Genomic DNA, 17,989 nt, shown 5'->3' with positions numbered 1-17,989 from the left:
GACGACCGCCACCGTGCCCACCACAGGCGCCGGCTCGGGGGTCGGCAGACGATGTGCAACTGCACGATCCAGCGATGACCAACAGCGCGCTCACGCAGCTCCCCTCGGTCGCGAGCTTGGGCACCACGCCGAAGACCCTCCGCCGGGCGAATGGGTGCGGGGCTCGCTCGGTGATGAGTCGTGCCCGAGGGACCTGGTCAACCTGATCGTCAGTTCGGATTCAGGCAGTTTGCAGGGAGGCGAGGAAGCCCTTGACGGCGGTGGCGAAGCCTTGGGGGTCGGTGGCGTAGGCGAAGTGGTCGCCGTCGAGTTCGGCCAGGTCGGTGTTGGGACGGCCGGTCACGTAGTCCTTGCCTTGCTCGGGGGTGAGGACCTGGCTGTTGTTGGCCAGGACGAACAGGGCGGGGCAGGTGGTGGCGGTCCAGTCGGCCCAGTGGTCGCCGTGGGTTGCTTGTTCGGAGGTGATGGTGTCCTGGGGGTGGAAGGGCAGGCGCCAGCCGCCGCCCGGAGTGGGGCGCAGTTTGTCGCCGAGGATGGGGGCCAGCGGACCGATGGCGTCCAGCAGGGTTTGGCGGTCGGGGGCGGTGTAGGGCATGCCCAGTACGAACGACAGGGCGCTGGGGCCGTCGTCCAGGTCGCAGACCGGACCCTCGATGTTGACGATCGCGGTGACGCGGTCGGGGTGGCGGGCGGCGATCTGGAAGGCGGTGATGCCGCCGCCGGAGTGCCCCAGCGTCACGGCCTGCTGGATCCCGAGGTGGTCCAGGACGGCGATGGCGTCGTTGACGTAGTCGTCGCGGGTGTAGGAGGCGGCCCGGTCGGAGTCGCCGTGTCCGCGCTGGTCGGGGGCGATGATCCGCCACTGGGGCGCGAGCGCTTGGGCCAGCGGCGTCCAGGTGTCGGCTTCGTAGAGGTGGCCGTGTAGGGCCAGCAGCGGCCGGCCGGGGCCGCCGAAGTCCAGGTAGGACAGCCTGCGGCCGTCGTTGTGAAGCTCGCCGCGGATGCCGGTGACGCTGTTGTCGTTCATGGCTCTGACCTCTATCAGTTGTCCGATTCGCTGCCCGGCGACCAGGCCCGCGCCTGGCCGATCGTCGTGAGCGCGTGTCATCAGGCTGGCGGGCGGACGGCTGCCGAACAACAGCGATCTCGGCCATGAACCGTTAACCGATAGGTTCACGTTGACCGGAAGGTCTCCGACCGGGCGGTGCGTTGGCGAAGGGAGGGCAATGGAGCTTCGGGACATCGAGATCTTTTTGGCGCTGGCCGAGGAGCTGCATTTCGGGCGGACCGCCGAGCGGCTGCACGTCACCCCGTCCCGGGTCAGCCAGGCGATCAAGAAGGCCGAGCGGCGCGTCGGCGGGCCGCTGTTCGAACGCACCTCCCGCACGGTCCGCCTCACCCCGGCCGGCGGACGGCTCTACCAGACCCTCCAGCCCGCCTACCGGCAGATCATCGACGGGATCGAAGAGGCCGCAGCCGCCCATGAGGTCCCGGGCGCGCTGACGCTGGGCAGCATGGGACCGGAGGGCTGGCAGATCCGGGAGATCGTCGACCGGTTCCGCGCCCGGCACCCCGCCGTCCGGCTCGTGCACCGCGAGCTCAACGCCGTCGACCCGCTCACGCCGCTGCGCTCTGGGGAGATCGACGTGGCGCACCTGTGGCTGCCGGTCCGCGAACCCGACATCACCGTCGGCCCGATCACCCACACCTCACCGATCGTGGTGGTCATGGCCACCGGCCACCCCTACGCTGACCGCGAATCGCTCAGCCTGGAGGACTACGGCGACCTGACCTTCATGGCACACCGGTCGCCGATCCCGGCGTCCATGGAGGAGGCGTTCCAGCCCTTCCGCACCCCGTCCGGGCGCCTGATCGCGCGCGGCCCGGCCGTCTCCGACTGGGAAGACCAACTCAAGGCCGTGAGCGCCGGACAGGCCGTCGCCGCCGCGACCGCCGAGGCCGCCGGCTTCTACCCCCGACCCGACCTGGTCTACATCCCCGTCCGCGACGCCCCGCCCATCCGATGGGCCTTCGCCTGGCACACCCCCAACCCCAACCCACTCGTCCGCGCCCTCGCCGGCGCCGTCGACACCCACGACGACAACGCCTGACACCAACACACCCGCCACCAGCACCGCAGGACGCACGGGCGAGCTCGCCGAGCCGTCGATCGTCCTGGGCGGTGGTGAGCTGTTCAGTGAGGTCGCGGATCAGGCAGGCATAGCCGTCGCCCAGGGGCTGAGGTCCCCGCAACTGAGCAGGTCACCCGAATCCGGGTGCTCACCGGCTCGGACGCCGACCCGGTCCGCCTGGCCGGGAAGGTCCCGATCGCCAAGAGCGGCTGCACCTACTACTGCCCGAACGCCGAGGTCGCCCAGCGGTGCATCGAGGCGCTGCGCGCCTCCGACGAGCGGCTGCGGTCCCGCCCCGAAGAGCAGATGCTCTGGGACTGGGAATGCACCTGGTTCGAGCCCGAGTCCGGCAACCCCGACGGCGGCGGCACCGTGATCCTGGGCGTCGCCTGGTTCGACGCCGCGTTCTTCGCCGAGCGCCGCGACGCCTGGCTCGGGCGCATGCACACCCGCATCTACGCCGACCTCGGCATCCCGATGGACGACATCACCGTCACCCACTGGACGGCGGCCCCACCGTCCGCTCAGGCGGCCTGACCGCCGCCAGACCCGCGCCCCCGCAGTCTCCGCGGCGCCGGGGGCGCGCCCCGCGTCTCGGCAGGTTCCCACACCGAGCCCCCGCCGGGCACGGCACACTGGTCACTCCAGTGACGTCGTGGCCGAAGGGGCTCAAGCGTGGACCGCCTCATCACCCACCTCGGGCTCGACACCGACCAGGCCAAGCTCCTGCACGACCGGCGCGGCACCACCGTCTACCGGATCGGCGACCTCGCCCTGAAGATCACCGATGGGCTGATGGCGGCTCGTGAAGGCGAGATCCTCAAGCTGCTGGGCACCGAGTTCTACCGCGACCACGGCTGGGACGGCGACGACCACGGCCCCGACGGCGACCGGTCGTGGCTGCTGCTGCGCTGGATCGACGGCGCCACCCTGTGGTGCGCCCTGGAACCGGCACACCGCAGCGACAGCCAGGCCACCCGCAGCCATGCCCTCGCCTGCACCCGCGATGCGGCCGTCGCGCTCGCCGAGCTGCACGCCGCCGGATGGGCCCACGGCGACCTCCAGCCCGATCATGTCCTGTTCGAAGGCGACCGCACGCACCTGATCGACCTAGCCTGCGCGCAGCACCCGGCGGTGGCCGTCCCGCCCTATGTGCACCGCGGCGGCCTGGCCCACACCACCGCCCCCGAGATCGCCGCAGCGATCCTGGCATCCGAGGAGCACATCACCGCCACCCCGCAGGCCGACATCTGGTCCCTGGGAGCCTCCCTGTGGTGGTCCTGGACCCGAACCCCACCGATCACCTACACCGACTCCGCCACCGGCCGCCCTGGGCAACTGGCCAACATCGCCGCCCTCCACCGCGCCCCGGCCACCGCCCGATCCTGGCCGTTCCGCGTTCTCGAGGAGATCATCACGGCCTGCCTGGCCGCCGACCCCGCCGACCGGCCGACCGCCAAAGAGATTGCGGCCTCACTGGCTTCATAGTCCAGTCACGTGGCCGCCCACCCACCGGCAGCGATCAGTCGGCGGCGGCAACCGCCGCGGCGACAGGAGCTGCGGCACCGAGGACGACCACGCCCGCCATCAGCACGATGGCGACCAGGCCGCTGACCGCGCAAGACCCGTCCCGATAAGAGGTCATTGCCCCACGACCTTCTGCAACAGCACCACCAGCGGCGCCACCGCCTTCAGCATCCGCATGGCCACGTCTCCTTCCGGGCCGACATCGCGCTGCCTTCCAGCGGGCCGCGGGGCCCCGGGCCTCCTCCGGTGGTGGGAGGGCGAAGAAGACCCGGACGCGATGGCGCCGACGACCCCGCGGCCTAGCCCTTGAAAAGCCCTGCTCACTCCAGCAACGGCGCCACCGAGGTCTCCTCGGGGACCAGCCGCCGAAACACCCGCACCATCACCTCAGCCGCCCCCGGCTCGCCGCCGAGCGCGCTGCACAACCGCGACGCCCCTGCCCGGTGCGCCGACCACAACAGTCGCGCCTCCAGGTGCCGCCGTTCCAGATCCGTCAGCCGCAACCCGGAGACCAGCCCAGTCACTACTGCGGGCTCCACTTGCGCCCGCAAACCCCCAGCGTCGATGCCGTCGACCAGGTGCGCGGCGATCCGCCGCAGCCGCGGCTCGGCCACCCCCAACGCCCCCACCAGCCACACCGGGTCGCCCGACCGGACCTGCAGCGCCAGCTCGCGCCAGATCCTCTCGCGCACCAAGCACCCCACCACCGGATCCAGCAACTCCCGCCGCACCGGATCCAGCAACTCCCGCCGCACCTGATCCAACGACAGCGGCTGCACCAGCAACGCCGACTCAGCCACACCCGGCAGCACCGGCGCCCGCTCCGATCCGGCCAACACCGCGAACGCCGCCGCGATCAGATCCAGCGCCCCGCACCCAGCCACCTCACCGACCCGGTGCCGGCCCAAGACTCGTTCGTCCTCGAAACCACGCATGCCTCGATGAAGCCAGGCCCACCCAACAGCGCCCCAACACGCCCACCGCCCACGACCTCTCACCGTCACGCTCCCAACCCACATCGCCCGTCAAGGGCCTCTGCGCTGGCGTGCCGTTATGCCGCCGTTGAGCCGCTGTTGGATGGCTCTGCGGAAAAAAACGGTCGGCTCGGCCGCCGAGGGCAGGCCGCCGCCGGTAGGGGAAGCATCTTGGAGTTTGGGATCTTCATCCCTTGGAGATCGACGTGGACGTCACCACGAGGACTAACTGACGTACGTCCCGCCGTGCCTGCCGCCCGGGCCCACCTTTCTGCACCGGGCGGAGCTGATGTAGCGCGGTGGGTCGCAGGCGCCTGCCGTTCGGGACGCGGCGGCCAAGGCGGCTGCGGCCAACCCATCCGCCGCAGCCAGTGCCGCGCGGTGCCCGCAGGAGCGATGGAGTGGAGATGCCTTTTGGGATGTTGCGGTGGATCTCTTACGGTTCGGGAGGCCGATCTCCCAAGGAGTCTGTCTGCAGCTCTCCGGCCCAGGCTTGTTTCGATGCTCGCTGTGCGGGTGGGGGCGGTCCGGAAGACCGCGATGGCCGAGCGTACCCACAATGCCATCCTGGATGCCACCGCCCATGCCGAGGGCAACATCAACCTGGCCGCCATGGGCCGCGAGTTCCGCTGCGACAACAGCGGCAACGTGATGCAGGACGGGCCCTTCATCTCCGGCGGCGATGGCAACCTCCACCTGGCCGCGGCCAACGACCCGCAGAGCCTCATCCTGGGCGACGCCAACAACAACCCGGTCTACATCTGCCATCAAGTCAGTCCATGTCCCTGAGCTGACCTCCCTGCCGTAGGGCGCGGCGGCCGCAGGACAGCGGCTATGTGTGTTGAGCGTCTTCCTTGAAGCCGGCCGTCCGCGTCGGTTGCGCCTGTTGGCCCGGTTCACGCGCGCAAAGCATAGAAAGCTCCGACCCTCCCATCGGACCGGCACGGTTTCAGTGGATTGCCAGCTGAGGCCGTCGGCTATGTGCGCTGGAGCGGTCGAGGAGCTGGGCGAGACGGCGCAAGCGCATTACGGACGAAGCCGGATCGAGTTCACCGGCGTCAAGTCACCCCACCAGTAGGAGCCGGCGGCAGGCCCGGGATAGCACTCGCCGCCGTTGTACTGGATGCACAGATCGACGTGCGCGCCACCAGTCTGGTTGTTGTCCACGCCGTACTCGCCGTAAATGCCGGACAGGTTGTAGACGCCATAGCGGTACCAGGAGTTGGTGACGTCCCACGGCTCGTACGCCGAAATGAAGCACACATCGCCCAACGGGCAGCCGAACTTATCCTCGCCGCCCGCACGGACGGTCGTGGCGAGGTTGGGCTGGGCGTGGTGGTCGGCGGCGTTGGCTTGGGGTGCGGTCGCGCCACCGGCTAGGAGCGTGGCAGCGGTCGACGTCGCTGCCGCCAGTGCGGCGATGATGCGTTTCATCGACGATCCCTCTTCTTCTCTTGTGGAGTGCCTTCTTTGGACGCGCCCATCACAGTGGACTGGCGAGAATCGGCGGCTCACGATGCCTGCGGGAGCGCTGTTGGGCGCCTGAGCCCACTCGCTACGGTGCTCGCTCGGAACTTCCATGACTACGGGCGAGGGGCGAACTGGCTCGATCAGGCCACGGGCGGTGCGCGGCACACGAGAACCTCGTTCTCGGGGCCCCGCGCTCCGGGCGTTGGCGGCGCCCGGAAGGGGCGAGCCCAGCACGCCCTTCATCCCGCCAGGCAACGCCGCCGCCCTGAGCACAGAGGTGCTCGATGGACCCAGAAGACCCTCGTGACCGGATTCACCGGATGTTGGCGCCGTTGGACGTCTGTCAGAGCGTGTGTGGGCCACTGCGTCTGCAGCCGAGCCCGGCAGGTCAGGCCGTCACCTTACTGTGTCAAGGTGCGGGCCCTGGCGGCTGGACGTGCCTGTCCCCGGACCGACGCAGCGATCTCAGCACTCGGCAGTAGCGAGGTGACGCTCCCTCCATCCAGGCGCGTGGGGTGGCTGTTGGAAGCCTCGCGGGGGCGGATGCCGGAGAAGGCCGCCTCACAGATCCAGGCTGACCACGTGCATGTGGATGCTGGTGAGGCCGACCTTGCTGAGCAGGCCGTCGGTTCGGCCTATCGCGCGCGGTTGGGGGACGTGTTGGGTGGCTGTGGGGTGCCTGCGCTTGGCTGGGAAGCGCCGTGGGCTCTGGAGGCACCTATGGAAAGAGCGAAGCGGGCCGATGCGGACCAGGCAGGTTCAGCCGATTCGTCGGTGTCCTGGCTGGACGAGGCGTATCGTCGCTGGTCACGGCTGGGGGCTCTGACGAGTGCGGGGTCTCGGTGGCGGCGATGACCGCGCTGCGCTTGTACACCCCGGCCGCGGCGGCCGAACTGCTGCAGGTGCCGGAGTCCTGGTTGCGGAAGAAGGCCGGCGCCCGGCTGATCCCCTGCACCTTTGTGGGCAAGCACCTGCGCTTCAGCGAAGCCGACCTCGCCGCCATCGTGGCCTCGGGGAAGCGAGCCCCTCGCGGCGCGGCGCGCGTCCGGTCGCCGCGTCGGCGGCACTGACCCATCCCCGTCTGAACCGCCAGGGAGACAAGATGGCCTACGCCGAAAAACGCGGGAAGTGTTGGCGCGCCCGCTTCAGGCGACCCGACCGGAGCTGGGGATCGGCGAGCACCGACGATGCCGGGCTGCCGTTCCTGACCAAGACCGCCGCTGAGGAGTGGGGCGAGGACCAGGAGGCCGCGGTGCGGGCCGGGACATGGCGCGACCCGCGCTGGGGGGAGGTCACTCTGAAGGCGTTCACCGAGCGGTGGTGGACGGTCCAGGACGTCGAAGACACCACCCTGGCGCGCAACCGGTACCTGCTCGACCACCACATCCTGCCCGCGTTCGGGGAGCGCACGCTGGCGTCGATGGCGGGAGGAAAGGAGGCCGCGCAGCAGACGCGCGAGGAGATCGCGCGCTGGGAGTTGGGGATCCGGTGGACCCCCAAGCGGGGCGGCCGGCCCTACGCCGCGCGCACCGCCGGCGATGCGCGCTCGCTGCTGCGCACGATCCTGGGGGACGCCCTGGATGCCGACCTCATCATCGCCAATCCCGCGGCCAAGGGACGCGGTCGCGGCCGGGTGCGGACCCGGCGGCGCGCGCGGGCCCGCTCGGTGAAGCGCCAGTGGTGCACCCCGCTGCAGGCGCTGCTGGTGGCCGAGCGGTGCGCGCTGATGTCGGGGCGGGATGAGGAGTTCCTGCTGGTGGTCACCATCGCCTGGACCGGGATGCGCTGGGGCGAGGCGATCGGGCTGGAGGAGGCCGACCTGGAGGAGGGGGGCATTCGGCTGGACTGGCAGCTGCGCGAGCTGGCCGGACGGTTCCTGCGCGTCCCGCCCAAGGACGACAGCAGCCGACTGGTGGACCTGCCGCCGTTCCTGGAGCGCCTGCTGACCGCGCACCTGGCCGCCACCGCGGGGCGGCGCTGCAGCTGCCCGGGCCGGCCGCGGGCGTGCCTGGGGGACAGTCCCGGCAACGGCCGCTACCTGTTCCTGACCCGAGAGGGACGGCATCCGCGCCGGTCCAACTTCGCGCGCCGCTACTGGCATCCGGCAGCCGACGGGACCTACCCCGGGCAGGCCGGCAAGCGGCCCTGGCCGGCCCGACCGGTACTGGCCGATGCCACCACCGGCTGGCCCGGCGCTCCGCTCACCCCGGCCTGGACGTATGCCGAACCGGGACGGCCCTTCGCACCGCCCGAAGGCCGCGGCGTGGTCCGCTACGCCGAGTCGGGCTGGCGCTGGTGTCGTGGCTACCGGACTGGTGCCGCACGGGCTGCGGCACGCGCACCAGACCTGGATGGCCGAGGACGAGATCGCCCGGGTGCTGTCGGCCGAGCGGATGGGGCACGAACTCGGCGGCATCCAGGACCTGTACACCCACATCTCCCGGCAGATGCGCGCCCGGCTACGCAAGGCGCTGGAACGCCGCTGGAAGCAGGCCCTGGACCAGCGCGCCGCGCTGTCGCGGCGCTCCCTGGTGCCGCTGCTGGACCGGCTCCTGGCGAAGCGGGAGAAGACGATCTCCCAATCGTCTCCCAAAACGGCCCCGAAAAGCGTCAAGCCCAGACCATTCGGAAATGATCTGGGCTCTGACCAGGAAGAACGGGGTGGGCGATACTGGGTTCGAACCAGTGACCTCTTCGGTGTGAAGGATCAAGGAGCCCCAGGTCAGCGCGGCCACCTTCGGCCTGACCTGCCGATTCCGTCTCAGAGTGTCTCAGCGCGTCTCAGCGTGTTCCATCGCGATCACGCACGACGCACGCACGATCATGAGCCTTCCCGGCGCTTCCACGAGTCCCGGATCTTCTCATGTGCGTCCGGCGCGAGGTGCGCGTACTTCTGCGTCGTCGCGGGCGACTCGTGCCCCAGAAGGTGCTGCACCTCGTACAGCGGAACGCCGTCCTGCACCAGGTGCGACGCCGCCGTATGCCGCATGATCTTCGGGGGGAAGCGGCGGATTCCGGCCGCCGCCACCGCCGGGTTCCAGACGCGGTCCCGGAAGTTCCCGTCGTCGATCGGGCCGCCGCCGGGCGCGGGGAACACCAGCCCCTTGCACGGGCCCTTCCCGGGCAGCGTGGTCCCGTCCGGCAGCACCTTCCGGCAGGTGCACGCGCCCGCCCACTTGCGGCCCGCGCCCAGTTCCTTGGCGATCTGCTCCATCAGCTCCTTGCGCGCCGGGACGGTCCGGTGACTCATCCTGGACTTGGGGTACTCGCGCAGCCCGTCACGGGTCATCACGCGGGTGACCTCGATCAGGTTGCGCTTCCAGTCCATCCGGTCGGTGTGCAGGCCGTAGATCTCGCCCGGCCGCAGGCCCACGTCCATGCCCAGCTCGATCAGCAGCCGCGCCCGGCGGCTGGATCTCCCGGCCGCCTCGTAGAGGGCCCGCGCCTCCTCCCGCTCGTAGAACTGGACCGGCTGCGGCTCGATCCTCGGCAGGTCCAGTGCCGCGAACGGGTTCCGCGTGATGATCGGCGGGTGGGCGTTCATGCCAGCCTTGTACAGGCTGGTCATCAGGAACACCGCCTCGTGCACGGTCGCCGCGGAGAGGAACGGCACGTCCGCGTCGGCGTCGCCCGTGGCGCGGCCCTTGTGCCGCGCACGCCTGGTGGACCGGAGCCGGTTCACCCACTCCTGCGCCTCCTGGCGGGCGACCGCGTTCATCGGCCAGTCCGCCCACTCCTCCTCGCAGTGCGTCCGCCAGATCGACGCGTGCTTGCGGATGGTCGGCGCCTCCAGGTGCCGCGAGGCCACCACCCGCTCGCGCCACTCCTTCACCGTGATCCGCCCCGCGCGGGGGTCGAACTGCTCGCCGCGCTTGTACCGCATTTCGAGGTCCCCGGCCCATTCCTTGACGACGGATTTGAGCTTGTCGGTCTCGGTCGTGCGGCGGCCGTTGGGCATGTAGACGGTGGCCTGCCACAGGCCGCTGGGGAGTTTCCTGTACGAGGCCATCGGGCCTCCTATCCCGTCCGGCGCTGCCGGAGCTGATCGGAGAGGACGTCGGCGAGCTTGCCGGCGGTGGAGCGCTGGCGGTCCTCCAGCAGCTCGACGCGGTCCAGGAGCGACTCGATCGCCTCGCGGGTGGTCCCCAGGAGTCGCAGGGTGTCGGCGTGCTGGCGGGTCGCCAGGCACAGCACCGACCGGGTGGCGTCGAGCGTCCCGGCGTATGCGCCGCCGACCGCCGCGCCGAGGAAGCAGGCGAGGGCGACGGTCAGCCACGGGTCCTCGCCGCCCGACAGCGCCAGGACGGTCAGGGCGAGAAGGACGGCGAGGACGGTGACGACCACGGCGATGTGGAGCTTCACGCCGAGCTGGGTCATGGGGTCGGGATGGGGGTGGTCGTAGGGCGGCTGGCCGGAGTTCGGGTCCTGGCCATGCGCGGTCTGGTCGTGGGGGGACACGGGTGGGGCTCCCTGTTTGTCCGTGATCCGGGAGGCTCTCTGGGCAGGGAGCTGAACGCGAGGTCTCGGCGTTGAGAGAGCGCTAACCCGATGTGGTTGTGGGGCGGCCCGATCCGCGACGGGATCGGAAGCGGGAACCCGATTATGTGTCGGTGCGTCATGCCCTCGTAACCCCTAAGTCTCCTCGGTATCTGAAATCCCGGGGCTCGGCGGGAGTTTCGCCTGGTAGGCGATGCGACAGCAGTCAAGATCCTTCTCATGTGCCGCTTACCTGACGGCTACCTCGGCGGCTTTCGACGTGTCCGAATCGGGGCAAAGAATCTAACGCCAACAGTTGGCGCGGAAAGTTTCCACCCCCTGACCTGTCATCCGGTGTCCCGGTCGCGGTCGCCCCAGGACTCCAGCAGCTCCCGCAGCACATGGCCGCGAGTGCGGTCCTGGTCGTCCTCGGCGTCCACCGACCGCCGCCACGCCTCGTACATCCGGTCCAGGCGGGTGAACTCGTCCTCGCTCGCGCCCTCCGGGATCGGGTCGGGGTAGCCGCCGGCCAGGATGCGGTCGATCGACCGAGGCTGCCAGCGCAGGGCGTCCTCCAGCCCGCGCTTGGTGGTGGACCGGATCAGTCCGGTCCCCGCGCGCAGGCGGCTCAGTCCCTGGCGGGTGATCCCCGCCTCGTTGGCGACTTCGGCCCAGGTGCGTCGGAGTTCGGAGCGGCGCTCGTCCATCAGCCGCGCAAGTCGCTCACGCGCGGTCTCCTGGTCGGCCATGGCCCCCATCGTGGCCTATCCGAGGCGACAACGCCAGACAACACTCGGCAACGTATCGGCAGGTCAGAAAGCCATGGAAGGCAACTAACGCCATCTAGTAAGGAACTTGGCGCAAACTAACGCCGTCTGGCTCTAGGCAAGGCGACGCTAGTTGACGTAAGTTTGCATTCATGAAGCGAACCCCGCCGATGGTGACGCTCCGGGCCCTCCGTGAAGCGCACGGCCTCACGCTCGAACAACTCGCCGACCGGATCGTCATAGAGGGGGGCAGGACCACCAAGGCGTCCCTGTCGAACCTTGAGGTGGGACGCAGAAAGCCCAGCACCCGGCTCCGCGCCGCCTGGGCCCGCGCGCTCAAGCTCCAGCCGGTGGACATCTACCAAGCCGAGGACCTCCGGGCGCTGCTGGAGTCGCACGACGAGCCGGGGGAGCGGTCGGCGTGAGCAGCCCGCGTCCGCGCCTGCACCTCATCAGCGAGACCGCGACGATCCTCGGCGTCTCGCGAGCCACCGTGTACCGCCTGATCGCCGCTGGTGACCTCGCCGCGACCGACGCGGCACCCACCGGGGCCCGCGCCCCCAAGACCCGCGTATCCGACGACGCCATCGAGAAGTTCATCGCCGCCCGCACCCGGTCGGCGCGCAAGAAGTCCGCCTGACCCTCCAATCGCAAGGAGCCCTGACGTGGGCACCCGAGGCTTCATCACCTTCGCCGCCGATGGCGTCGAGAAGACCACCTACAACCACAGCGACAGCTACCCCGGCGGCGTGGGCATCCAGGTCCTCGGCTGGCTGCGCGCCGCGCGCGACAGCCTGGACGCCGTCCGCGAGCGGGTGACGGCCCTGCGCGTGGTCGGTCCGGACGAGAAGCCGACCGCCGAGGACATCGAGCGGCTGGCCAGGTACGCCGACACCGGCGTCTCCAGCCGCCGCCTGGACGACTGGTACGTCCTGCTGCGCGAGACGCAGGGCGACCCGCACGCGATCCTCGACGCCGGGGTGATCGAGGACGCCTCCGAGTTCCCGCTGGACAGCCTGTTCGCCGAGTGGGGCTACGTCATCGACCTGGACGCCGAGACCTTCGAGGTCTACCGGGGCTTCCAGGACCACTCGCACTCGCGCGGCAGGTTCGCCGGTCGCGGTACCGCCAAGCACACGAACCTCACCGCTGGCTACTACCCCGTCGCGCTGGCCGCCTCGTGGCCGCTGAGCGCCCTCCCCGACGACGACGACTTCCTCGGCAAGTTCGGCGAGGACTCCTGACGCAAACGGGCCCGTCGGCCCAGCACGGCCGACGAGCCCAAGCCCTTCCGAAGCCTTCAGAAAAGGAGAAGGACGTGACCCAGAGTACGGCCCCGCCGCAGGAGCCCGCGACCCGCGAGACGTGCCCGACCTGGTGCACCGCCGACCACCGGTACACGACCTGCCACCACATCAAGGTCGGTGAGGCCCACGGTGTCTCGGTCCGGCTGACCCGCGCCCCGTCCGGCGCGGCGACCTGCGTGCTGCTGCTGATCCTGGACCTGCTGGGCAGCCCGCTGTTCGGCAACGGGATCACCGAGGCGTCCGCCGGGGACCTGCCCATCCTGATCCCGCTGATGGACCTGACCGGCCGCACCGGTCTCGCCGACCTGCTCCGCGCGGCGACGGTGCTGGTCGAGAGCGAGGTGGCTCCGTGCTGACCTCGCAGATCCTCGACAAGGCCGCCGAGCACCTGGAGACCTACGGCTGGATCCAGAACCACCACTACGAGCTGTGGGCGCGCGGGCCGATCGAGCGGCGCGCGTGCTGCCTGGTCGGCGCGCTGAACGTCGCCGAGACCGGCAACCCGCTCGCCGACGGCTCGGGCGCGCCGCGCGAGGCGCTCGTCCGGCACCTGGTGCTCGCCGGGGACTTCTCGGCCTTCTCGCTGGCCGGGTGGAACGACGACGCCTATCGGACCATGGCCGAGGTGCTCGCCGCCCTCCGCGAGACCGCTGAGGAAGAGCGGGGGGAGGGCCGGTGAAGACCTCGACGATTCTCGACCGGGCTGCCGACCACCTGAGCAAGTACGGGTGGATCAAGGGCTTCCTGTACTCGCCGGGGATGTCGGAGCCGCTGGACCGCCGTCCCTGCTGCCTCATCGGCGCGCTCAACTGTGCGGAGACCGGGACGCCGAAGCGCTTTGGATCGGACGCGCCGCTGGAGGCTCTGGCCCGGCACCTGGACCTGGACGGCGACGACGCCGTGGACTCCAGGCTCCTCAACTGGAACGACTCCGACGCGCGCACCGAAGAGGACGTGCTCGCCGCGCTGCGCGAGACCGCCGCGACCGAACGGGAGGCGGGCCGGTGAGAACCTCCGAGATCCTGCTGCGCGCCGCCGAGGTGATCGAGACGCGCGGCTGGCACCAGGGCACCTGGTTCCCCGACCCGCTGGAGCGGAAGGCCGCCGGGTGGACCCGCGACACCTGCCCGGTGTGCGTGCTCGCCGCGATCAACATCGGAGCCGGGAACAGGACCGACTTCAGCACAAGCTTCTACGACTGGGAGGACGTGCCGACGGACCCGGCCTACGTCGCCGCGGTGGCGCTGGCCGACTGGCTGAGCCTGGACCTGGACGGCGACCTGCTGGACGTCGTCGGGCAGGGCTGGAACGACCACCCGGACCGCACCCAGGAGGAGGTCACGGCGGCGCTGCGCTGCGCGGCCGAGGCCGAAGACGCGCGGGGGGCCGGGGCATGACCGTCCGTATTGAAGAGGCGTGGCTGTCGTCCGACACCTCCCGCCACATGGCGCGCCGCTACCGGGGCCGCTGGATCGTGTCGTGGCTGCCGCGCGGGCCGATGGAGCACCGCCGCGCGGTCACGGCGATGGTGCTGGCCGACCGGGTCGCCGCCGGGCAGCTGCGGGACTCGGCCGACCGGATGCTCGCGACGCAGCAGGCGGGCGAGCTGGGCCTGACCCTCGACCAGGCACTCGGCATGATCTCCGCCGAGCCGCTGCCGAGGGACGGTGCCTCATGAACCGCCCGGAACTCGACCGCGTGCACGAACTGGCCGCCGAGACCTTGATCGCGGCCATCGAGTACGACACCGGTCGGGCACGGGCGGCGACCGAGCGGCTCGTCACCGAACACGGAGCAGCCGGGGTCGTGACCGCGATGCTGAGCTGGGCCGACACGCTCCTGGAGGCGATGGGCCTGCCGCCCGGCCAGCAGGTCGCGCTCGTCTTCCGCGACGCCGACAGCGGCCACATCGGGTTCGCGGGCGAGCCGCGCTGGCGGCCCGAGGTGGTGTGGGCGGGCCGGATGCTCGCCGCGCGCGCCGCCCGCGACCTGGAGCAGTGGAACGCGCTGGCCGCCGCGATCCCGGACGGCGAGACCGGCCGGTATGTGTCGGCGGTGCTGGAGGCGGTCGTGCTGACGCTGCGCCGGATCGGGGTGGTGGTCCTGTGACAGCCCTGCCGCGCGCCGTCGTCCGGCTCGCCGCCCTCGTGCTCACGCTGGTGGACCTGGCGCGGCTGCCCGCCGACGCGCCCCGGGTGTGCATGGGCCCGCGCCGCCACCGGGTGGCCCGCCTGACCCGGCGGCAGTCCCGGGCCGTCCGGGCGCGCGGGCGGGTGGAGTGCCGGTGGTGCGGCTACGCGCTCGTCACCCTCGGCTCCGAGGCCGCACACCGCGCCGCCGCCCGCCGCGACACCGAGCGCGGGGAGGCGTGATGTGCGTCTTCTGCCGCGCCTTCACCGCCCTCTACGGGGCCGACCCGGACATCGCGCTCAACCCCGACCGCTGGCCCGAGTACGACGCGATCCGGCTCGGCGGGGCCACCAGCGACCGGGCCGCCAAGCGCGCGAAGGACCGGTACCGGCGCAAGGCCAGGGCCCAGCGCCGCCGCGAGCGGGGGCAGGGATGAGCGCCCGCATCGACGGCCTCGCCCCGGCCGACGTCGCGCTGATCGTCACCGCGCTCGCGGTGACCGCGCCCCGCCTGGACGACGCCGAGTCGCGCGGGCACTGCCGCTACCTCGCTGCCGCCCTGGCCTCCGGGCTGATCGCCGTCGGCCACCCCGCACTCGCCCCGACCAAGGACCCCGAATGAGCGTCCCGTACCGGCTGATCGTCCCCGCCTCGGCGGACCGCGCCGTGTGGCTGGCCGAGCGCCGGTCGCTGATCGGCTCCTCCGACGTCGCCGCCATCCTCGGCGTGGCCCCGCGCGGCACGCCGCAGGCCGTCTACTACGACAAGCGCGGCATGCTGCCCCTGGAGGAGGACGCGGGCGAGGCGGCCCTGTGGGGCAGCCTGGACGAGGAGACCACGGCGCGCGAGTGGGCCCGCCGCAACAGGTCCGTCGTCCGCCGGATCGGCCTCATCGCCCGCAAGGACGCCACCCATCGCGGCTGCACCCTCGACCGGCTCGTCACCGAGTGCCCGCTCGACCGGCACCTGCCCGACCGGTGCGCGCTGGAGGTCAAGCACCGGTCCGCGTGGCTGGCCGGCAAGTGGAGGCGCTCGGTCCCCGACGACGTCCTCGCGCAGGTGCTCTGGCAGATCCACGTCACCGGCATGGATCACGTGCACGTCGCGTGCCGGATCGGCGGCAACGACTTCCGGCAGTACGCCGTGCGCCGCGCCGACCACACCGACTTGATCGCCGACATCGTGACCGCGGTCGATCGGTTCTGGCACGAGCACGTGCTCGCCGGGCGGGTGCCGCCGCTGAGCGGTGCCGAGGACCCCGACGCCGTCCTCGACCTGTACGACCGGCTGCACCCCGACCGCGACGGCATCGCCCGGCTCGACGGGCAGGCCGCCGCCGACGCCACCGAAGCGCTCCTGGAGTACGAGACGCAGCGGCTCGCAGAGGGCCGCGCGAAGAAGGCCAAGGCGCGAGCGAAGGCGCGGCTGGTGGAGCTGCTGGACAGCGCCGAGGCCGCCGTGCTCTACGACCAGACCGTGGCCGCCTACTCGCTGGACGCCGTCACCCGCGACGGCGATCCGCTGACCCGCTCGAACGTCGATCTCGACCGGCTCGCCGAGCTGCACCCCGCCGCGTACGCCGACTGCGTGACCGAGGCACCCTACCGCCGCCTGTCGATCGCCCGCGAACGGCGGCTGACCGAGGAGGACATCGATGTCTCCGTCTCTGCGTGAGAACGCCGCCCGGCTCGCGAGCGGTGAGCCGGTCTCCGACGCGGCCACTCCGCCGCTCGGCGGCTCGGGCATCTCGGCCTCGGCCGCGCCGCTGCCCGAGGTGGACATCCCCGAGCCCGGACCGGACGGCCCCGAGCCGGTGCCCGTGCATGTCGCGTGGTCGCGCGTGATGGCCGACGTCCGCAAGATCGGCAAAGGCGGCGAGGGCAACGAGTACACCGGCCCCGGCGCGTACTCCTTCCGAGGTATCGACCGGACCGTGAACGCCTTCGGGCCCGTGCTGCGTAAGCACGGCGTTCTGGTCCTGCCGGTCGAGGTCGAGGCGCACTACCGCGACGTCCGCACCTCCCAGAACAAGCCGTCCAAGGAGACCACGGTCACCGTGTCCTGGCTGGTGATGGGGCCGCGCGGGGACTGCCTGCCGCACCTTCTCCAGTCGGCGGGCGAGGCCCTGGACAGCAGCGACAAGGGCACCGCGAAGGCTCAGTCGGTCGCGCAGCGCGTGCTGCTGCTGACCGCCGCGCAGGTGCCGACGGGCGACCCCGACACCGACGCGGTCAAGATCGAGCGCGGTGAGGCTCCCGTCCGGACGGCGGTGGACTACCGGGACGAGGCCCTGGACCCGGCGACGTCGGTGCAGCGGCTCCGGCAGATCTACTACGAGCTGTCCCAGCACCGGATGGCCGCCGCGCAGGTCGTGAACGAGCACGGCGACGACGAAGAGATCGGCGCGCTGGTCCGCCGTGTCGGTGCCGAGCGGGCGGGCGGTGCCTGATGGACCGGCTGCCGAACAACCAGCACGACGCCTTGGCGCTCACCTCCGCGAGCCTGACCGCCGCCCTGGCGAGCGACTGGCACCGCGCGATGCGGCTCCTCCAGCAGGTCGGGGACGAGTGCGGGCCCGACGGTGTGGATCGGGCGCTGCTGGCGCTGTGCGACACCGCCATCCACGTCTCCGGGATCGTCCCCGGCACACCGGTCGCGATCTCGTGGCAGGCCGTGGACGGCGACGGAGCCATCACCGGCCCGGACGAGGTGACGCGGCCCGAGGTGGTGTGGGCGGGCCGGATGCTCGCCGCGCGCGCCGCCGACGACGAGGAGCAGTGGGATGCGCTGCTGGCAGCGGCTCCCGAGGACGAGATCGCGTTCGGGCGGCATGCCGGGGCGCTGCTGGAGATGTCCGCGCTGATCATCGCGCGGGAGAAGGGGGTGAAGATCGGTGAGCGCTGACCCGTGGCCCCACATCCGCGAGGCGGAGTTCCGCGCCGACGAGGGCGAGTGGCTCGCCAGCATCGCCCACGCCCTGATCGCCCTGGCCATCAGCGACGCGATCATCCACGACCCGGCCAGCACGGTCGAGGCGGTGGCGCGCGCCGACCAGGTGCTCGGCCGCCTGCCCCGCCGTCCCATCCCGGTCCCGGACCTGGTGCCGCTCCGGCGGCACGACCGGGGCGAGCCGGACGTCCCGCCGGGCCCTCGGGACGCCTCATGACCGGCGTGGGGCCGGGTGTCCCGTGCTCGGCCCCACGCCGC

The 17,989-nt window shown here is 71.4% G+C and carries 29 protein-coding genes; 22 read left to right on the top strand and 7 right to left on the bottom strand.

The annotated features are described in order from the left end of the window. Positions 1 to 220: 220 nt before the first annotated feature. Entirely contained in the window at positions 221 to 1,027 is an 807-nt protein-coding gene (locus FHU30_RS22620) for an alpha/beta fold hydrolase (RefSeq protein WP_253878547.1), read from the bottom strand. A 199-nt stretch (positions 1,028 to 1,226) separates the two neighbouring features. Here FHU30_RS22620 and FHU30_RS22615 point away from each other — a divergent pair, with 199 nt between their 5' ends. The 3 genes from FHU30_RS22615 to FHU30_RS22605 all read left to right on the top strand — a co-directional run bounded on the left by FHU30_RS22615 (position 1,227) and on the right by FHU30_RS22605 (position 3,620). Further along, positions 1,227 to 2,111, top strand: coding sequence for a LysR family transcriptional regulator (locus FHU30_RS22615; RefSeq protein ID WP_253878546.1), 885 nt, complete (start codon positions 1,227 to 1,229; stop codon positions 2,109 to 2,111). 165 nt (positions 2,112 to 2,276) lie between these two features. Then, positions 2,277 to 2,669, top strand: a complete 393-nt coding sequence (locus FHU30_RS22610) for a hypothetical protein (RefSeq protein ID WP_253878545.1) — start codon at positions 2,277 to 2,279, stop codon at positions 2,667 to 2,669. 138 nt (positions 2,670 to 2,807) lie between these two features. Further along, positions 2,808 to 3,620 carry a protein kinase domain-containing protein gene (locus FHU30_RS22605; protein WP_253878544.1) on the top strand — a complete coding sequence of 271 codons (813 nt, stop codon included), beginning with the start codon at positions 2,808 to 2,810 and terminating at the stop codon, positions 3,618 to 3,620. A gap of 34 nt (positions 3,621 to 3,654) precedes the next feature. Here FHU30_RS22605 and FHU30_RS46245 read toward each other — a convergent pair whose 3' ends face one another. Beyond that, on the bottom strand, positions 3,655 to 3,777 hold the full coding sequence (locus tag FHU30_RS46245) for a hypothetical protein (RefSeq protein WP_301323479.1): 123 nt from the start codon (positions 3,775 to 3,777) through the stop codon (positions 3,655 to 3,657). A 202-nt stretch (positions 3,778 to 3,979) separates the two neighbouring features. Beyond that, a complete protein-coding gene (locus tag FHU30_RS22600) occupies positions 3,980 to 4,594 on the bottom strand; it encodes a hypothetical protein (RefSeq protein WP_253878543.1) in 615 nt (204 codons plus the stop codon). A gap of 540 nt (positions 4,595 to 5,134) precedes the next feature. Here FHU30_RS22600 and FHU30_RS22595 point away from each other — a divergent pair. Continuing rightward, positions 5,135 to 5,422, top strand: a complete 288-nt coding sequence (locus tag FHU30_RS22595; RefSeq protein ID WP_253878542.1) for a hypothetical protein — start codon at positions 5,135 to 5,137, stop codon at positions 5,420 to 5,422. Between the two features lie 237 nt (positions 5,423 to 5,659). Here the strand turns inward: FHU30_RS22595 and FHU30_RS22590 are convergent, their stop codons facing one another. Continuing rightward, complete coding sequence (locus FHU30_RS22590) at positions 5,660 to 6,067, bottom strand: hypothetical protein (protein WP_253878541.1); 408 nt, start codon at positions 6,065 to 6,067, stop codon at positions 5,660 to 5,662. 887 nt (positions 6,068 to 6,954) lie between these two features. On the opposite strand from FHU30_RS22590, the gene FHU30_RS22585 reads away from it, so the two are divergent. Both FHU30_RS22585 and FHU30_RS22580 read left to right on the top strand, forming a co-directional pair. Further along, entirely contained in the window at positions 6,955 to 7,173 is a 219-nt protein-coding gene (locus FHU30_RS22585; protein ID WP_253878540.1) for a helix-turn-helix domain-containing protein, read from the top strand. Positions 7,174 to 7,205: 32 nt separating this feature from the next. Continuing rightward, positions 7,206 to 8,738: a tyrosine-type recombinase/integrase gene (locus FHU30_RS22580; protein WP_253878539.1), complete on the top strand. Its 1,533-nt coding sequence runs from the start codon at positions 7,206 to 7,208 to the stop codon at positions 8,736 to 8,738. 186 nt (positions 8,739 to 8,924) lie between these two features. On the opposite strand, the gene FHU30_RS22575 is transcribed toward FHU30_RS22580, so the two are convergent. From FHU30_RS22575 to FHU30_RS22565, 3 genes are all read right to left on the bottom strand, one after another. Next, complete coding sequence (locus tag FHU30_RS22575; RefSeq protein ID WP_253878538.1) at positions 8,925 to 10,112, bottom strand: tyrosine-type recombinase/integrase; 1,188 nt, start codon at positions 10,110 to 10,112, stop codon at positions 8,925 to 8,927. Between the two features lie 8 nt (positions 10,113 to 10,120). Next, the gene (locus tag FHU30_RS22570; protein ID WP_253878537.1) at positions 10,121 to 10,561 is read right to left on the bottom strand and encodes a hypothetical protein; all 441 of its coding nucleotides are present in this window, start codon (positions 10,559 to 10,561) and stop codon (positions 10,121 to 10,123) included. 365 nt (positions 10,562 to 10,926) lie between these two features. Beyond that, positions 10,927 to 11,328 (bottom strand): hypothetical protein, encoded by a 402-nt coding sequence (locus FHU30_RS22565; protein WP_253878536.1) that lies wholly within the window; start codon positions 11,326 to 11,328, stop codon positions 10,927 to 10,929. A 170-nt stretch (positions 11,329 to 11,498) separates the two neighbouring features. Here FHU30_RS22565 and FHU30_RS22560 point away from each other — a divergent pair, with 170 nt between their 5' ends. The 16 genes from FHU30_RS22560 (at position 11,499) to FHU30_RS22485 (ending at position 17,948) form a co-directional block, all read left to right on the top strand. Then, on the top strand, positions 11,499 to 11,771 hold the full coding sequence (locus FHU30_RS22560) for a helix-turn-helix transcriptional regulator (protein WP_253878535.1): 273 nt from the start codon (positions 11,499 to 11,501) through the stop codon (positions 11,769 to 11,771). After that, complete coding sequence (locus FHU30_RS22555) at positions 11,768 to 11,986, top strand: helix-turn-helix transcriptional regulator (protein WP_253878534.1); 219 nt, start codon at positions 11,768 to 11,770, stop codon at positions 11,984 to 11,986. Before FHU30_RS22560 ends, FHU30_RS22555 begins: the two co-directional genes overlap by 4 nt. 25 nt (positions 11,987 to 12,011) lie before the next feature. Beyond that, positions 12,012 to 12,590 carry a hypothetical protein gene (locus tag FHU30_RS22550; RefSeq protein WP_253878533.1) on the top strand — a complete coding sequence of 193 codons (579 nt, stop codon included), beginning with the start codon at positions 12,012 to 12,014 and terminating at the stop codon, positions 12,588 to 12,590. Positions 12,591 to 12,664: 74 nt separating this feature from the next. Continuing rightward, entirely contained in the window at positions 12,665 to 13,009 is a 345-nt protein-coding gene (locus tag FHU30_RS22545) for a hypothetical protein (protein ID WP_253878532.1), read from the top strand. Beyond that, positions 13,003 to 13,332, top strand: a complete 330-nt coding sequence (locus FHU30_RS22540) for a DUF6197 family protein (RefSeq protein WP_253878531.1) — start codon at positions 13,003 to 13,005, stop codon at positions 13,330 to 13,332. The genes FHU30_RS22545 and FHU30_RS22540 overlap by 7 nt, the downstream gene beginning before the upstream one ends. Continuing rightward, entirely contained in the window at positions 13,329 to 13,661 is a 333-nt protein-coding gene (locus tag FHU30_RS22535; protein WP_253878530.1) for a DUF6197 family protein, read from the top strand. The genes FHU30_RS22540 and FHU30_RS22535 overlap by 4 nt, the downstream gene beginning before the upstream one ends. Beyond that, positions 13,658 to 14,050 (top strand): DUF6197 family protein, encoded by a 393-nt coding sequence (locus tag FHU30_RS22530; RefSeq protein WP_253878529.1) that lies wholly within the window; start codon positions 13,658 to 13,660, stop codon positions 14,048 to 14,050. The genes FHU30_RS22535 and FHU30_RS22530 overlap by 4 nt, the downstream gene beginning before the upstream one ends. After that, positions 14,047 to 14,331 (top strand): hypothetical protein, encoded by a 285-nt coding sequence (locus tag FHU30_RS22525; RefSeq protein ID WP_253878528.1) that lies wholly within the window; start codon positions 14,047 to 14,049, stop codon positions 14,329 to 14,331. Before FHU30_RS22530 ends, FHU30_RS22525 begins: the two co-directional genes overlap by 4 nt. Next, positions 14,328 to 14,762, top strand: coding sequence for a hypothetical protein (locus FHU30_RS22520; protein WP_253878527.1), 435 nt, complete (start codon positions 14,328 to 14,330; stop codon positions 14,760 to 14,762). Before FHU30_RS22525 ends, FHU30_RS22520 begins: the two co-directional genes overlap by 4 nt. Then, positions 14,759 to 15,025: a hypothetical protein gene (locus FHU30_RS22515; protein ID WP_253878526.1), complete on the top strand. Its 267-nt coding sequence runs from the start codon at positions 14,759 to 14,761 to the stop codon at positions 15,023 to 15,025. Before FHU30_RS22520 ends, FHU30_RS22515 begins: the two co-directional genes overlap by 4 nt. Next, entirely contained in the window at positions 15,025 to 15,219 is a 195-nt protein-coding gene (locus tag FHU30_RS22510) for a hypothetical protein (protein ID WP_253878525.1), read from the top strand. Before FHU30_RS22515 ends, FHU30_RS22510 begins: the two co-directional genes overlap by 1 nt. Next, positions 15,216 to 15,404, top strand: a complete 189-nt coding sequence (locus FHU30_RS22505; protein ID WP_253878524.1) for a hypothetical protein — start codon at positions 15,216 to 15,218, stop codon at positions 15,402 to 15,404. Before FHU30_RS22510 ends, FHU30_RS22505 begins: the two co-directional genes overlap by 4 nt. Beyond that, positions 15,401 to 16,456 (top strand): YqaJ viral recombinase family nuclease, encoded by a 1,056-nt coding sequence (locus tag FHU30_RS22500; protein WP_253878523.1) that lies wholly within the window; start codon positions 15,401 to 15,403, stop codon positions 16,454 to 16,456. The genes FHU30_RS22505 and FHU30_RS22500 overlap by 4 nt, the downstream gene beginning before the upstream one ends. Continuing rightward, entirely contained in the window at positions 16,437 to 17,231 is a 795-nt protein-coding gene (locus FHU30_RS22495; protein WP_253878522.1) for an ERF family protein, read from the top strand. Before FHU30_RS22500 ends, FHU30_RS22495 begins: the two co-directional genes overlap by 20 nt. Continuing rightward, on the top strand, positions 17,231 to 17,686 hold the full coding sequence (locus FHU30_RS22490; protein WP_253878521.1) for a hypothetical protein: 456 nt from the start codon (positions 17,231 to 17,233) through the stop codon (positions 17,684 to 17,686). Before FHU30_RS22495 ends, FHU30_RS22490 begins: the two co-directional genes overlap by 1 nt. Next, on the top strand, positions 17,676 to 17,948 hold the full coding sequence (locus FHU30_RS22485; protein WP_253878520.1) for a hypothetical protein: 273 nt from the start codon (positions 17,676 to 17,678) through the stop codon (positions 17,946 to 17,948). Before FHU30_RS22490 ends, FHU30_RS22485 begins: the two co-directional genes overlap by 11 nt. Positions 17,949 to 17,989: the final 41 nt, after the last annotated feature.

It is taken from the genome of Actinomadura rupiterrae, assembly GCF_024172125.1.
Classification (GTDB): domain Bacteria; phylum Actinomycetota; class Actinomycetes; order Streptosporangiales; family Streptosporangiaceae; genus Spirillospora; species Spirillospora rupiterrae.
This window is presented reverse-complemented; position numbering and strand designations above follow the sequence as displayed.